Consider the following 15344-nt stretch of genomic DNA (forward strand, 5'->3'; position numbering starts at 1 on the left):
CTCCGTGAAATTACATCACAATATACCATAAAACAGTATATTCGATCATTTCGTTTTTATAAACGAAATAAAATCGATTTTGGTAGGCCTTTTAACTTTATTTATGTAAAATGAGTTAATTTTGCCCTTATGAACAGTTTCAGAAATATAGAAAAAAATCCGATCAAAGACATTGTTTCTGAAAATTATGTCTTCGCAGCGGTACTTCATTATTTCGGAATCAGTTTTTTTCAGTATGAACAAAACTCCCTACAGGAGGTTTGTGACAAATATAAAATCAAACCACAGCAATTGACCAATGAGCTTGAAGCTTGGGCCCAAAGGAAAGAGCCTGAGAAGGAAGAGCTATTCCTTCATCCAATAGAAGTTTTGGTGGCTTATTTAAAAAGGAAGCATTATTTTTTTGTAAGGCAAGAACTGCCTTTCTTGTCAAATATGGTGTCGGGAATTCAAGTTGACCAGCCTTCCTATAATGCAGTCCTTTCAGACTTGAGGATCATGTTTCCTTTATTTGTAGAGGATTTTATACATCATATCCATGAAGAGGAGAACAGATTGTTTCAAAGAATCAAACTGTTGCAGGAATTAGAAAATGATGAATTTCCACTTGAGGAATCCTTGAAAATATTGGAGAAAAGCCCTGTATCGGCACTCTCAGAGGCCCATGAAGTTCATGATGATGAAATGGAGGGAATCAGAAAGCTAACCAAAGATTACTATTTGCCCCAAGATGCGCCTGTCAGTATGAAAGTGCTGTATCATGAACTCCAGAACTTTGAAAAAGAGTTAATCATCCATGCCCAAATAGAAGATGAACTTTTATTTCCAAAAGCTGTCCAACTGGAAAAAGAAGTATTGAGGAAAATCAAAAAGAAAATCAGGAACAATTGATGGGAAGAATTTTAGCCATAGATCTGGGAACCAAAAGGACCGGATTAGCGGTTACAGATCCGATGAAGATTGTAGCCAATCCTCTTGAAACTGTGGAAACTTCAAAATTGATAGAATTTCTTCAAATTTACTTTGGAAAAGAAGAAGTGGAGACTATCGTATTGGGGTATCCAAAAAACCTTAATGGGAATGCTAATGAGATGACACCCAGGGTTATAAGTTTAAAAGACAGGCTTTCTAAGCTCTTTCCAGATAAAAAACTTGTCTTGATAGATGAAAGATTTACTTCAAAAATGGCTATGCAGAGCATGATTGCAATGGGAAGTAAAAAAAAGGACAGAATAGAAAAAACCGGAAATCTGGATAAAGTCAGTGCTGCAATTATCCTACAATCTTACTTAGAACAATTATGATTTATCCCATTGTTGCCTATGGCAACCCTATATTAAAGCGTGAGGCAGAAGATATTGCTGAAGGTGATAACCTCGAGGAACTGATTCAGGACATGTTCAATACCATGGACCATGCCAATGGAGTAGGTTTGGCGGCACCACAGATCAATAAAGGCATCCGGTTATTTGTGATTGACTCCACACTCATGCTGGATGAGACTGATGAAGAGAAAGGGATCAGAAGAGCATTTATCAATCCGATTATCTTGGATGAGTATGGGGATAATTATGGTTTTGAAGAGGGGTGTTTAAGCATTCCTGATGTGAGGGCCGAAATTATCAGGCCTGAAAAGCTTACTATTGAATACTTTGACGAAAACTGGAATTTGAAAGAAGAGGAGTTTTCAGGAATGACAGCCAGAGTCATCCAACATGAATATGATCATCTTGAAGGAATTCTATTTATAGATTACCTAAAAGGCCTGAAAAAACGAATGGTACAAAGTAAACTTATAGAAGTTAGCAAAGGAAAAGTACCAACAGATTACAGGATGATTTATCCTATGAGATAAAAACTTGACCAACAAGCTGTCTTGTTGGTTTTTTCTTGTTCCATTATGACAGATATGCTTTTTCCTGATTTGGTAATTGCACTTGTGCAAACAGATTTGTATTGGAAAGATAGGACTGCCAACCTGGCGATGCTTGAAGAAAAAATCATGAATTTACCACATATGGTAGATCTGATTATACTTCCTGAGATGTTTACAACAGGGTTTACAATGGATGCGGCGGAAGTGGCTGAACCCATGAATTTTATCACAACCAAGTGGATGTGCCAGATGGCCGCGCAAACCCAGTCCGTAATTACCGGCAGCCTGGTCATTAAGGAAGGGAATTCTTTCTTCAATAGGTTGTTGTGGGTGAGACCAGATGGCAGAGTAAGCAAATATGACAAAAGGCACCTCTTTAGAATGGCCGATGAAGATGCCCATTATACCATGGGACTTCAAAGAGAAGTGCTAAGCTTAAAAGGCTGGAAAATATTGCCTCAAATTTGTTATGATTTACGGTTTCCGGTTTGGAGCAGAAATCAAGTGGTAAACAAAGATTTGGAATACGATCTGGTTTTCTACGTCGCAAGTTGGCCCAGTCCAAGAATCAATGCTTGGGATATTTTACTCCAGGCGAGGGCAGTTGAGAATTTGAGTTACTCCATCGGTGTCAATAGGGTAGGGAAAGATGGAAATGCTGTACCTTACTCAGGTCATTCTGCTGCTTATAATTTTAAAGGAGAAAAAATGGTTTTTTCAGAAAATAAAGAGGAAATACTTTTCGTGAACTTAGACCATAAAGCGCTAAAAGATTACAGGGATAAATTCCCTGCTTGGCTGGATGCTGATGGCTTCCAATTAAAAGTTTGAATAAATTCACCCGGAAAATAAAGCAGAAAGCCCATTAATGCCCTTAATGTAATCAGACTTTGAAACTCGTATAATTTCTTTAATTTAGCCCGCAATTTTGAAATAGCTCAACCCTCATGAATCAGAAAAATACCTGATTTTCCAAAAATTACCCTGAGCTACTTCTCTCAAATAAATCTATTTATTCATATTCAGTAAAAATGACCAATAAAACAGCAAAGATTCTTTATACACTCACGGATGAGGCTCCTGCCTTGGCAACTTACTCTCTTTTGCCTATAGTCAAAGCCTTTACTGATTCTGCTGGTGTCGTAGTTGAGACAAGGGATATCTCACTTTCGGGAAGGATCATATCTCAGTTTCCGGAGTATTTAAAACCTGAACAAAGAATCAATGATGATTTGTCAGAATTAGGGGAAATAGCCAAGAGCCCTGAAGCAAATATTGTAAAACTTCCCAATATTTCTGCTTCAATACCTCAGCTGAAAGCTGCCATTAAGGAGCTTCAGGAAAAAGGTTATGCCCTGCCAAATTATCCAGATGAGCCAAAAAGTGAAGAGGAGAAATCTGTCAAATCCAGGTATGATAAGGTAAAAGGAAGTGCCGTAAATCCTGTATTAAGGGAAGGTAACTCAGACAGGAGAGCTCCTTTAGCAGTGAAGCAATATGCCAAAAACAATCCCCATAGTATGGGAAAATGGAGTTTGGATTCCAAATCCCATGTTGCTTCTATGAGCCAAGGAGATTTTTATGGAAGTGAAAAATCCATTACAATGGAGAAGCATTCCACCATAAGGATAGAACTACATGGAAATGATGGTTCTATTTCAGTTCTTAAAGAAAAACTGGCAGTACAGGCAGGAGAAGTAATCGATGCAGCTGTATTGAGTGTTTCCGAACTTAAGAAATTTTTGAAGGAGCAAAAAGAAGATGCCAAAAAAACTGGTGTGCTTTTCTCATTACATTTGAAAGCTACGATGATGAAGGTCTCTGACCCAATCATTTTCGGCCATGCAGTAAAAGTTTTTTTTGAACCTGTATTTGAAAAATTTGGACCCTTGTTCAAGCAAATCGGTGTAGATGTTAATAACGGTTTTGGAGACCTGCTAGCAAAAATTACAAATCTACCGGAAGAACAAAGAAAAGAGGTTGAAGCGGCTATAGATGCTTGTCTTGCTGAAGGGCCTGATTTGGCAATGGTGAATTCCGATAAGGGCATCACCAACCTACATGTACCGAGTGATGTGATCATCGATGCTTCCATGCCTGCGATGATCCGTACTTCCGGTCAAATGTGGAACAAACAAGGAAAGCAACAGGATACAAAAGCGGTCATACCTGACAGATGTTATGCGGGTGTTTATCAGGAAACCATCAATTTCTGTAAAATTAACGGGGCTTTTGATCCTGCGACTATGGGGTCTGTACCTAATGTAGGGTTGATGGCGCAGAAAGCTGAAGAGTATGGTTCCCATGATAAAACTTATGAAATCGCCTTGGATGGGGAGGTTAAAGTGCTTTCTGAAGAAGGAGTAATTTTGTTAGAACATAAGGTGGAGAGGGGAGATATCTGGAGAATGTGCCAGACCAAAGATGCGCCTATCCAAGATTGGGTCAAATTAGCCGTTAACAGAGCGAAGGCTACCGCTGTGCCTGCTGTGTTCTGGTTGGATAAAAACAGAGCACATGATGCGGAATTGATCAAAAAGGTAGAGAAATACCTCCCGAATCATAATACAGTTGGTTTGGAAATCCATATCATGTCCCCAGAGGAAGCGACAAAATTTTCCTTGCAAAGAATGAAAGAAGGGAAGGATACAATTTCTGTAACAGGTAATGTATTAAGAGATTACCTCACTGACCTTTTTCCTATCCTTGAGCTTGGCACCAGTGCCAAGATGCTCTCTATAGTTCCTTTGATGAACGGAGGCGGTTTGTTTGAAACTGGTGCAGGAGGTTCAGCTCCCAAGCATGTTGAGCAATTGGTCGAGGAAAATCACCTTAGGTGGGATTCCTTGGGTGAGTTTTTGGCATTGGCTGTTTCTCTGGAGCATTTGGGTGATGTATTTGCAAATGAACGGGCAAAGGTATTGGCCGAAACCCTTGATCAAGCAACAGGTAAATTTTTGCAAGAAGATAAATCCCCATCCAGAAAAGCAAAAGAACTGGACAACAGAGGCAGTCATTTTTATCTGGCCTTATATTGGGCTGAAGCTTTGGCAAAACAGGAAAAAGATATTGAGTTGAAAGAGATATTTACCCCTATCGCAAAAGAGTTATCAGATAATGAGTCCGAAATAGTGGTAGAGCTAAATGACGTGCAAGGAGTTAAGGTCGATATTGGAGGATATTACATGCCAGATCCAAAAAAGACAGCTGATGTCATGAGGCCAAGCAAAATTTTCAATGAAATTCTTGAAAAATTGAAAAAATGACAAAAAAAGCGGCTTATGCCGCTTTTTTTGTGAAAAATATTATTTGTCTGAAAATCAATGTGTTGATTTTTAATCGGGAATTTCGCAATCGATTGTATTTTATGTTTGAATTAATAGCTTCATTTTCAATCTTTTAAATATTTTGGTGGGCGGAATTTATTTGGTAATTTTAACACATTATTGAGAAGCTTACCGTTGAAAAATATGTTTTGTCAGTACGGTTTTCTTTTTAAAGTCTAACCAATACAACAATAAATAAAATAACTATGAGCAAAATTAAAGTAGGAATCAACGGATTCGGAAGAATCGGTAGACTGGTATTTAGAGCTGCACAATCAAGACCTGATGTTCAGGTTGTAGCAATCAATGACTTGATTGATGTGGATTATATCGCTTACATGTTGAAGTATGATTCCACCCATGGTAAATTTGACGGTACCGTAGAGATCAAAGATGGTAAATTGATCGTAAATGGAAACGAAGTCAGAGTTACAGCTGAAAAAAGTCCGGCAAACCTTAAATGGGGAGAAGTAGGTGCTGATTACGTAGTGGAATCAACCGGAATTTTCCTTACCAAAGATACAGCTCAAGGTCATATCGATGCCGGAGCAAAAAAGGTGATTATGTCAGCTCCATCAAAGGATGATACTCCTATGTTTGTAATGGGAGTAAACCATGACAAATATACTTCTGACATGAACTTTGTCTCTAATGCTTCCTGTACCACAAACTGTCTGGCTCCAATTGCCAAGGTATTGAATGATAACTGGGGAATTGAGGAGGGTTTGATGACCACTGTTCATGCCGTGACTGCTACCCAAAAAACAGTTGACGGTCCTTCTGCCAAAGACTGGAGAGGTGGTAGAGGAGCATCTCAAAATATCATTCCATCTTCTACCGGAGCTGCGAAAGCGGTGGGAAAAGTTATCCCTGAGCTCAATGGAAAGCTTACAGGTATGGCTTTCAGGGTTCCAACTCCAAATGTTTCTGTAGTGGATTTGACAGTAAGGTTAAAGAAACCTGCTACTTATAATGAAATCTGTGCCAAAATGAAAGAAGCATCAGAAACAAATCTTAAAGGTATTTTGGGTTATACGGAAGATGCCGTGGTTTCAACTGACTTCAATGGTGATCCAAGAACGTCCATTTTCGATGCAGATGCAGGTATACAGTTGAGCGAAACTTTTGTGAAAGTTGTTTCCTGGTATGACAACGAGTGGGGTTATTCAAATAAAGTAGTTGATTTGCTTACCTATATTGCAAATAAGGGTTGATGTAAGCCCAAACAATAAAAAGGAGGACCAAAAGTCCTCCTTTTTATTTGTCTCTTATATTTTATGTTGGAATACCGAGGGAATTTTTGTACCATAGTATTTCAACAGTTTGATTAGCATGCATTTAGTTTTGATTTGGGTTTTGCTTCTTTGTAGCCCACCATTTATCCAAAATTTAATATCATCTCCTGAAAATTTTATTAACCAAGAAGAATTTGACACAATAGTCAAATACAAGAATAAAAAAATTCCTTTAGCTATTCTTGGTCCTGTTAAAGAAGCATTGGCTTATTTTCCAGAGTTAGAAGATGTGGAAATAACTTTTGAGTTCAAAGAGAGAATTACAGGTGCGGTGATGCAGGCCCAACCTAGATTTATTTCACTTTTTGTTGATCCCATTGAGAAAAGAAAATACCGGATTAAAATTACAAGAACTTTGGAGTTTGAAGAAAGCTTGACGCCTATTGAAAGAATTCCCAGAGATGCATTGGTTGGATGGATTGGCCATGAATTAGGTCATATCATGGATTATCTTAACCGCTCCACTGGAAATATGATGAGGTTTGGACTAAAGTACCTTACCTCAAAGGATAAAGTAGTGGAAGCAGAATACACAGCGGACGGATATGCCATAGTTTGTGGGATGGGGCATCAGATTCTGGCTACAAAAAATTTTATCCTCAACCATGATGGTTTTGAGGATGATTACAAGGACAAAATTAAAAATCTATATATGACTCCAGACCAAATAGAGTTGATGCTGGAGTCTTTGAACAAATGACCCAAACCAAACATTGAATTAAAGTCTGGTAATGTGTTCTTTTTTGATATAGGCCCTTTTATCCATCCAATTGACTTCATACCAAATGTCTTTGGTTGACCGAATGACTACGCGATGCCCTGGCTCTACTACACTGATCAGCTTGCCACCTGCAGTTGGTTTCTCCATTACTAAGGCGGGGCTACCTGTAACAATACCTGTTCTAGGTCCTGTGAAAAAATTATTTGCTATAAAAACCAGAATAATGAAAAGAGCAGAAGGGAGGTAGTATTTGGGTTGGTCAGCTTTTTTATTGAAAACCAAAAGGAAAATAAGAGAAATTACAAGAGTAATTGCAAAGACTGCCGTTAATTCCATTTGAAAATCAGAAAGGAATTTTATCAAACGGTCAATATCATCCAGCTCGTAACCCATGAGATTGCTCTGTTCTGTTAAGGATTTAATTTTGGTTATCGCTCTAGGGTTTGGATTAAGATCGTAATACTTGGCGAGATAAAAGCTGGCTTTAGAAAAATCCCCCATTCCTTCTGCTACAAATGCCATCTTTAAAAGCATTGCAGGGCTATAAGCTTCGTCATTTTCAAGGATGTCTTTATAAATACTGTAAGACTCTTGGTAGTTTTGTGCTATAAACAAAGAATCTGCTAAACTTAGCTTGAAGTTATTCGCTTGACAATTAATACTTTGTAAAAAGGCGATAAAAAATATTATAAATTTTGTCAGAAAGATTTGCTTTAGGTTTTGCATTTTAAATTCAGTAGCTTAAATTTGCAGTCCAATTACGGCAATGATTTGAGAAAAAACAAATCAAAACCTAAATGATTCCGTAGCTCAGCTGGTAGAGCATAACACTTTTAATGTTAGGGTCCTGGGTTCGAGCCCCAGCGGGATCACAAGAAAAACGAATGGTTTTTCTAAATATATTGAACAAGTTCGGGGTGTAGCGTAGCCCGGTTATCGCGCCACATTTGGGATGTGGAGGTCGCAAGTTCGAATCTTGCCACCCCGACTTTTATCCAGGTCCTGTAGCTCAACTGGATAGAGCAACTGCCTTCTAAGCAGTAGGTTTCAGGTTCGAGTCCTGACAGGATCACTTTCGGAGCATCCCTCAAGGATGCTCTGTTCATTAAGTGGATAATCTATTCAAGGTTCTTATCTTTTATAGTATTGTCGCCTTTTGATTCCGTAGCTCAGCTGGTAGAGCATAACACTTTTAATGTTAGGGTCCTGGGTTCGAGCCCCAGCGGGATCACCAAGTGAAAATAAATCGTTAAGGGAGAGTAGTTGAGCCCGATAAAACGAAGTCAAGCTTTACCGTATCATGAAAAGCTTAAAGGAATCATAAAAACCTCCAGAATTGGAGGTTTTTTTGTTTTAAAATAATTTGCCTCTTTCCAGATGTAGTTTTAAATCTGTTCGGTTTTCTTGGATGGCTTCAATGATTTCTTTTGAAATATTGGTTTCATAAATATATACCTCCTTCAATGAAGGAATGCGTAGTATGTGCAATAGATTGCCGTTGCTAATATTGGTTTTTGAAAGATCCAAGATTTCCAAATCCTCAAGATTGGATAAATAGGCAAGGCCTTCTCCATTTATTTGGGTTTGCTGGATATATAATTCATTTAAAGATGCCATTTGCCCAATATAATAAAACCCATTATCTGTGATATCACTGCCAATAAATGAAGCCTTTGAAATTTGGGGAAACAAAGTCTTAAGCCCAATCAAATCTGTGTCCCCGAATTTTGTTGGTGGAAAAGTCATAGATAAGGAAACGGACTTTTCATCAAATGGGTCAATTTTCAGCTCAAAATTAGTTGGATCTCCTAAGGACTGTATAAGAGATTCGGTAGTGAGTTTTTCATAAAACCTCCTTCGATGGTCTTGTTCAAGTTCAGTCAAATAAACCGATAAGAGGGGTTCAATTTCAGGGTTTGAAGAAGCTTCGGTTAACCTGAGATTGGGGTCAGCTCCATTATCTATCCACCATTTCAAAAGCAAAACCTCATTTTGGCTTAAGGGAGGCTTCCCCTCAGGAGGCATAAAGTCATCGTCATTCGAAGGTAGGGATACCCTCCGGAAAATATCACTTTCTTCTGATGAGTTGGGGATAAGGGTTGCATGTTCTCCTTTGCCCCCTTTAACCAAATCCTCATAAGTGGTCAAAATTAGACCTCCTTTTGATTTGTTTTCATTGTGGCAACTCATGCATTTTTTATCTAAAAAAGCCACTATAACGTCACCGTATACCAGCATTTCTTCAATTGGTTTTGGCTCCCAAATGATTTGAGTCTGTTTCTCCTTAGAAAGAAACTGCGTCAGATATTCTCCCCCGTGGGTGAGTGAACCTCCTTGATGACCAGTGTAAACCAAAACTACATTGGCGGAAAACAGAGCTAGAAAATAAAACCAATAAGATCGTTCAGATTTTTCCTTTTGATATGTTAAAAATAGAAATAAAGTTAAGGCCATTAGAACTGTTAAGAAAACTCCGCCCCAATAATGCTGATATAAGGTATCACCTGAATATTCTCCTGTGTAGTAGAGAAAAAAACCAAAAAGCAAAGATCCCAGACAACTTAATATCCCCAAACCAAGTAAAATCCCAATGATATTAGAAGTAACCTTTAGAATATTGGCTTTTGTGATTAACTCAAAAAACAAAGCCAGAAAAATTAAAACAATCGGAAAATGGACAACTAACGGATGTAGCCTGCCAAGGAAAACAATCAAATTAGATGGAACTTCTCCCGGACTTATTGTGGGAAGGAGTAATAATACTCCTCCAAGCAATAGGAACAAATACCTGAACTTTATAAAAATATTTTTCCTTTTGGTCAAAAGAGACTTAGAATTCATCCTATAAAAAATTAAAGCTAAACATGGATTTCACACAATTCTCCTGTACTGTCAGCAAAACATTCAAGAGGCATGTCCAGGATATGAGCCATAGATAGGTATAAGTTTGCTAATGGGGTTTCCTTTTCAAATTCCAGGTTTTGACCAGGTTTAATTCCACCCCCTCCTTTTCCTCCAACTAAAATAGGCAAGTTGTAAGGGGAGTGAGCATTTCCATCTCTTAATCCTGAACAGAACATGATCATAGAATTGTCTAAAAGATTGCCATCACCATCTGGAAGTGATTTAAGTTTTTCTAGGAAATAAGCATATTGGGCAACATGCCATTCATTGATGATTCGGTATTGTTCGAGTTGATCTTCAAGGTTTTGGTGATGGGATAATTGATGGTGACTACCCTGTACTCCAGGAAGGAAAGAGAAATTCCTGTTGCTTACAGAGTTTCCAAACATAAATGTGCCAACTCTAGTAGCGTCAGTCCAAAATGCCAATGCCATGATATCCAACATTTGTCTTGTTTTTTCGGTAATATCTACCCCAACAAATGTTTCATTGAATTCATCAATACGCAAATTCAGACCTACCAATTCTTTTTGTATTTCAGGTGTTATTTGGTTTTCAAATGCCTTGATTTTTTCCTGGTTGTCAATTCGTTTTTCGATAGATCTAATGGATTCCAAATATTCTTCCAGTTTATCCTGATCTGCCCGTCCTAGTTTTCTTTGAAGGGCATCTGCATCTTCTTTTACCAGGTCGAGAACACTTTTTTTCCACCTGTCATTCTTTGGTTTGGTATCAGGTAAGCTTCCCCTAAATAACCTGTCAAAGGCCATCCTTGGTTCTATTTCTCTTGAACATGGCTGAGTTGGCGTCTTCCATGATATGACCGATCCATAAAGTTTTGTGAATCCTACAGCCCCGTCTATTCCGGAATTAATTCTTTCCATTCCGTATTGTACTGAGTCGAGTAAGGTATCCTGTCCAATATGCTTGGCGATTAGTTGATCGAATGAAATTCCTCCACTATGTAAATTGTCACCCACAGTTTGGTAAATGGGTAAACCGGTCAATAGATTGGATGTCTTAGCATAATGCCCATCTGCACCAGGGAATATAGACCCTTTGTTCATTAAATTGTTAAGGATAAGAATGTCATTTTTTACATTGGATAGGGGCCTCAGGGTAGATGTTAGTTCGAAGTCTGTACCGAACTTTTCTGGAGTCCAATGGAATTTATTTACCCCATTTGGCATAAACAAACAAGCAAACCTAACAGGCTTTTTCTCCATGTTGTAAATACTCATTCCAGGAGGGACCATTGCCTGTAAAAAGGGAAGCGCAATAGTTGCACCTAATCCTTTTAGCATGCGTCGACGTGAGATATGCCAATTACCCATTGTTATTTAATTTTTTGCCAACATTTTAAATTTTTCTGCTCCGTCATTTACCTTATACCTGAAAGGATAACTTGTAACCAGAGCAATTATGAATTCTTCGGTATTGAAGTTGTGATCTAGTAGATTTTTTACCAGCGACTGTATATAGAGTTCGTCCTTGAATTCCACATTACGGCCAATAGCATAAGTGAAAGTTTTCTCAGAAATGGTTCTGGCAAACAAATCTTTTTTATTGGTAAGAATCTTTTTTAGTTCGCCCGGCCCATTGAATATTTCACCACTTGGCAAAGTGTCCCAAGCAACAATTTTGTCCTGGCCATAACTGTCCCTCCATCTTCCTATTGCATCGTAATTTTCCAGACCAAATCCGATCGGATCCATCTTTTGGTGACAGGTGATACAGGCCGGTTTGGAGCGGTGAACAGTCAAAAGGGTACGGATACTTGCATTAGGGTCTGCTGCGGCCTCTTCTGGAAGATCTCCTGCATCTGGTGGGGGAGGAGGGGCAGGAGTGCCAAGAATTTCTTCTAATACCCATTTTCCTCTTAATACTGGACTGGTTCTTATGGGAAGGGAAGTGGAGGTCAATATGCTGGCCATTCCTAAAATTCCTCCCCGTGTGCTGCAGTTTAAGTTTACTTTTTGAAAATCAGATCCCTTTATGCCTTTTATTCCATAGTGTTGGGCAAGTTCTTCATTAAGAAATGTATAATCACTGTCAATCAGGTCGAGAAAATTCTTGCTTTCAGTAAGTACATGATGGAAAAATTCTACTAATTCCTGGTACATGGCAGACTTTAAAGAAGGAATCATTTCAGGATATCTTTCAGGGTCAGCCGTAATGTCTTCCCTAAATCTGCTTATTCCAAACCATTGTGTTGCAAAACTCTCTGAAAATTGTTTGGCTTTTTCATCTCTTAACATTCTTTTAACCTGTTTTTTTAAAACCCCTGGGTCGTGAAGGTCTTCCCTATATGCAGCCTCAAAAAGTTCTTTATCTGGAAAAGTTGACCAAAGAAAGAATGAAATTCTACTTGCCAACTCAAAATTGCTTAATGGGTAGGCATGATCAATAGGCTGCTCTTCTTCATAGCGGTATAAAAAATTAGGTGACACAAGAACTGCTTTAAGGGTTTCTTTGATGGCCAGGTTAAATTTCTCCTTTCCGGAGGTGCCTTCATATACTTCTTTGTATAGCCCTAAATAGGTTTGTTTTTCTTCTGGGGTCAGAAACCTGCGGAAAGCATTACTTGTAAATGGAATAATCACATCTTCAGCAGCCAGCAAATGCTTTTCTACATAATCTTCACCGGAAAAGAGACGTTTAAGCCAATTGGCAAAACGTTGGAAGATGTTTTCAAAAAATGGATTTGGCACAATTTTTTTCCATGTTTCGGAATTTTGATAGGCTAAATCCAGTATTTCTTCAGCGGCATCATAATACCTCTCCATTTTTAAGGGAGTAATAAAAAGTGTATTTGGAAAATTGTCAAATCCAGCTCCTCCTGAACCATCGCTTGGAAATTTGGATTTGGCATCAAACCTGATACCTACCAGACCATAAATAGTGTGCTCATACTCAGTATGACTCAATCTTCTGATTACAACCCTTCCAGGATCATTTGAGGTTAGAGATTTTAGTAATATGGCATTTACTGAATTTATAAAAGCTTCCCTCTCCGCATGGGACATAAAGGGTTCTCCTGCAGGCGGCATTTCTCCGGACTTTACTGTCTGGATAATATTTGTCCAAACTTTTCCCCCTCTTGCAATTCTACTTTCAAAATCATTGATTCCCATAAAGTAGCTTTTAATACTTAGGCCTCCTGATCTTTTGGTATCATGATGGCAGGAAAAGCAATGTTTCTCAGCCAATGGCATTAATGTCCCTATGTAGTCATCATCTGATTCTTCCACCACCGCACCGGTGATTGTATTGGATGCTAGAAAAAATAATGTAAGGCAAAGAAGGATTAATTTCATGGCATCTTAATTTACAAAAAATATATTATTTCAAAAACGCTTGTATGGTCTATTATTTGTATGGCTGTCACGGAGTTTGAGTGACTTATAATTAGTTTATATGTATAAAATCAGATTCTTATTTGGCAGATGCTCTCAATCTGTCAAAAATGGAACATTTAATTATTTTCCTCTTTTCTTAGGTTATTTCCCAGCAAAAATCTTAATTAGTTGAGGGATATTTCAAATTGAAGTTTCCACAGTTAAAAATCTAAATTGTTTTCATCATGTCCAGAACAAAACTGCAAAACCGAAAGCTCAAAGCTGCTTTGATATTAACATTTTTGATTCTCATGATCTTTGGGAAAAATGTGCTGGAAAGAAAAAATTTCAACGAATTAGGTGATAGTTTTATCTCATTTTATGAAGATAGACTGGTTGTGGAGAGTTATATCTTTTCTATTTCTGAGAAGCTATTCAGGATAAAATTATTGGTCAATCACTGTGAATTTGAAAGCGATTATTCTCATGTAATTGATGAAATCATTGCATATGAAGAGCAAATTTTAAAATTGGTCAGTGATTTTGAAAGTACTAAGCTTACTACCAAGGAGGCGGGCTTTTTAAATGACTTTAAAAACATTATCCAAAATAACCTTCGCATTGCGGAGTATGCTCAATTGTATTCTGAAGAGGAAGGAGTCAATAAAGTCAATGTCCAAGAATATAATAAGTATATTGAACGTGCTATTGGAGACCTTGATAAGCTTTCCCAAATTCAATTGGAAGAAGGAAAAATATTGGCCATGAATTCGGATAAGGTTGTGAACAAATCCAAAATTTGGTCCCAATTTGAAGTAGCAGCACTTGTAATTTTGCTTGTGATTATTTATTTGTTGATTTACACTTCAAGGACAATTAAAGAAGGAATTGTAGATTAAAAAGACCGGCCAGTCGGCCGGTCTTTTTAATTAAAATATTAGGCTTTTCATATAAGCTGCATTGATTTTTGCAGCTTCCATAGGATCAGTTCCGTCAAATCTTTCCTGCTCTACAATGTAATATTTCATGCCATTGTCCATCCCTGCTCTCAAAATGCTTGGGAAGTCCATGATGCCTTTCCCGATTAAAGTTGAACCATTGGCCTCTTCAAATGGCAAGTCCCCGGATTTGTCTTTTACATGCCCTAAAACAAATCGGTTAGGGTACTTTTTGATATAGGAAATAGGGTCTTTGCCTGCAGTATAAACCCAATAGGTATCCATTTCATAATCTACCAGGTTTGGATCTGTATTTTCCATGAGATAATCCTGAGGGATTTGTCCATCTAATTCCTCAAAAGTATAACCGTGGTTATGATATGCGAATCGTAATCCATATTGTTTACAGATTTCACCTTGTTTGTTGAATTCCTCAGCCAGCCTTTTGTAATCATCCATCGATTTTTGGGGGCCTACCCAAGGACAGATCAGGTATTTCATTCCGATATATCCAGCTTTTTCAGCCTGTTCTTCCAAATTTTGAAAGGTGTTGGCATGGGAAGCTATAAAATCTAAACCTAGGTCATCCACCAGAGATTTGAACTCTGTATGGGACAATCCCCAGAAAATTCCTTTGCCTCCATCAAAGCCTTCAATTTGGGTATACCCGAAGGAAGCCATTGCCTTGATTGTAGCTACAGGGTCTTCGGCCATATTTTCCTTGACAGAGTAAAGTTGAATTCCAAAATTGTCCAGAATCCCACTTGCTGCTCCAATTAAAGCTTCATTTCCAGAGTTTTCCTCTTTTTTAGTACTGCAAAATTGAAGGGGTAGAAAAGCGCCTGCTCCAAGAACAGCACTCATCTGGATAAATCTTCTTCTATTTTTCATATGTGTCAGGTTGAAATTGAAGAGACTGCCTTTAGGCAGTCTCAGGGTGGTTAGA

Annotated in this window: 13 protein-coding genes and 4 tRNA genes; 12 read left to right on the top strand and 5 right to left on the bottom strand. The window is 38.1% G+C overall.

Annotated features, from left to right (window positions below):
* Window positions 1-129: 129 nt before the first annotated feature.
* The 7 genes from CLV48_RS15070 to CLV48_RS15100 all read left to right on the top strand — a co-directional run bounded on the left by CLV48_RS15070 (window position 130) and on the right by CLV48_RS15100 (window position 7197).
* Window positions 130-891, top strand: coding sequence for a hemerythrin domain-containing protein (locus tag CLV48_RS15070; RefSeq protein ID WP_106568130.1), 762 nt, complete (start codon window positions 130-132; stop codon window positions 889-891).
* Window positions 891-1304, top strand: coding sequence for a Holliday junction resolvase RuvX (gene ruvX, locus CLV48_RS15075; RefSeq protein ID WP_106568131.1), 414 nt, complete (start codon window positions 891-893; stop codon window positions 1302-1304). Before CLV48_RS15070 ends, ruvX begins: the two co-directional genes overlap by 1 nt.
* Window positions 1301-1855: a peptide deformylase gene (gene def, locus CLV48_RS15080; protein ID WP_106568132.1), complete on the top strand. Its 555-nt coding sequence runs from the start codon at window positions 1301-1303 to the stop codon at window positions 1853-1855. Before ruvX ends, def begins: the two co-directional genes overlap by 4 nt.
* Window positions 1856-1900: 45 nt before the next feature.
* The gene (locus tag CLV48_RS15085) at window positions 1901-2707 is read left to right on the top strand and encodes an amidohydrolase (protein WP_106568133.1); all 807 of its coding nucleotides are present in this window, start codon (window positions 1901-1903) and stop codon (window positions 2705-2707) included.
* 200 nt (window positions 2708-2907) lie between these two features.
* Window positions 2908-5142, top strand: a complete 2235-nt coding sequence (locus CLV48_RS15090) for an NADP-dependent isocitrate dehydrogenase (protein ID WP_106568134.1) — start codon at window positions 2908-2910, stop codon at window positions 5140-5142.
* A 266-nt stretch (window positions 5143-5408) separates the two neighbouring features.
* Window positions 5409-6416, top strand: coding sequence for a type I glyceraldehyde-3-phosphate dehydrogenase (gap, locus tag CLV48_RS15095; protein ID WP_106568135.1), 1008 nt, complete (start codon window positions 5409-5411; stop codon window positions 6414-6416).
* Window positions 6417-6534: 118 nt separating this feature from the next.
* Window positions 6535-7197 (top strand): hypothetical protein, encoded by a 663-nt coding sequence (locus tag CLV48_RS15100; RefSeq protein WP_106568136.1) that lies wholly within the window; start codon window positions 6535-6537, stop codon window positions 7195-7197.
* A gap of 18 nt (window positions 7198-7215) precedes the next feature.
* On the opposite strand, the gene CLV48_RS15105 is transcribed toward CLV48_RS15100, so the two are convergent.
* The gene (locus tag CLV48_RS15105) at window positions 7216-7833 is read right to left on the bottom strand and encodes a tetratricopeptide repeat protein (RefSeq protein ID WP_342748305.1); all 618 of its coding nucleotides are present in this window, start codon (window positions 7831-7833) and stop codon (window positions 7216-7218) included.
* A gap of 184 nt (window positions 7834-8017) precedes the next feature.
* On the opposite strand from CLV48_RS15105, the gene CLV48_RS15110 reads away from it, so the two are divergent.
* The 4 genes from CLV48_RS15110 (at window position 8018) to CLV48_RS15125 (ending at window position 8452) form a co-directional block, all read left to right on the top strand.
* A tRNA-Lys gene (locus CLV48_RS15110) sits at window positions 8018-8090 on the top strand.
* Window positions 8091-8131: 41 nt separating this feature from the next.
* Window positions 8132-8206 (top strand) — tRNA-Pro (locus CLV48_RS15115).
* A gap of 10 nt (window positions 8207-8216) precedes the next feature.
* Window positions 8217-8290: transfer RNA gene (locus CLV48_RS15120), tRNA-Arg, on the top strand.
* 86 nt (window positions 8291-8376) lie between these two features.
* Window positions 8377-8452, top strand: a tRNA-Lys gene (locus CLV48_RS15125).
* Between the two features lie 119 nt (window positions 8453-8571).
* On the opposite strand, the gene CLV48_RS15130 is transcribed toward CLV48_RS15125, so the two are convergent.
* From CLV48_RS15130 to CLV48_RS15140, 3 genes are read right to left on the bottom strand one after another with little or no spacing between them, the layout of a single operon-like run.
* Window positions 8572-10059 carry a c-type cytochrome domain-containing protein gene (locus tag CLV48_RS15130; protein ID WP_106568138.1) on the bottom strand — a complete coding sequence of 496 codons (1488 nt, stop codon included), beginning with the start codon at window positions 10057-10059 and terminating at the stop codon, window positions 8572-8574.
* A gap of 17 nt (window positions 10060-10076) precedes the next feature.
* The gene (locus CLV48_RS15135) at window positions 10077-11426 is read right to left on the bottom strand and encodes a DUF1552 domain-containing protein (protein ID WP_106568139.1); all 1350 of its coding nucleotides are present in this window, start codon (window positions 11424-11426) and stop codon (window positions 10077-10079) included.
* 36 nt (window positions 11427-11462) lie between these two features.
* Window positions 11463-13439, bottom strand: a complete 1977-nt coding sequence (locus CLV48_RS15140; RefSeq protein ID WP_106568140.1) for a DUF1592 domain-containing protein — start codon at window positions 13437-13439, stop codon at window positions 11463-11465.
* A 266-nt stretch (window positions 13440-13705) separates the two neighbouring features.
* Between CLV48_RS15140 and CLV48_RS15145 the strand changes: the two genes are divergently transcribed.
* On the top strand, window positions 13706-14359 hold the full coding sequence (locus tag CLV48_RS15145) for an MCP four helix bundle domain-containing protein (protein WP_106568141.1): 654 nt from the start codon (window positions 13706-13708) through the stop codon (window positions 14357-14359).
* Between the two features lie 30 nt (window positions 14360-14389).
* On the opposite strand, the gene CLV48_RS15150 is transcribed toward CLV48_RS15145, so the two are convergent.
* Window positions 14390-15289, bottom strand: coding sequence for a sugar phosphate isomerase/epimerase family protein (locus CLV48_RS15150; RefSeq protein WP_106568142.1), 900 nt, complete (start codon window positions 15287-15289; stop codon window positions 14390-14392).
* Between the last annotated feature and the right edge of the window lie 55 nt (window positions 15290-15344).

Origin of the sequence: Cecembia rubra (assembly GCF_003014575.1) — a bacterium.
GTDB lineage: Bacteria > Bacteroidota > Bacteroidia > Cytophagales > Cyclobacteriaceae > Cecembia_A > Cecembia_A rubra.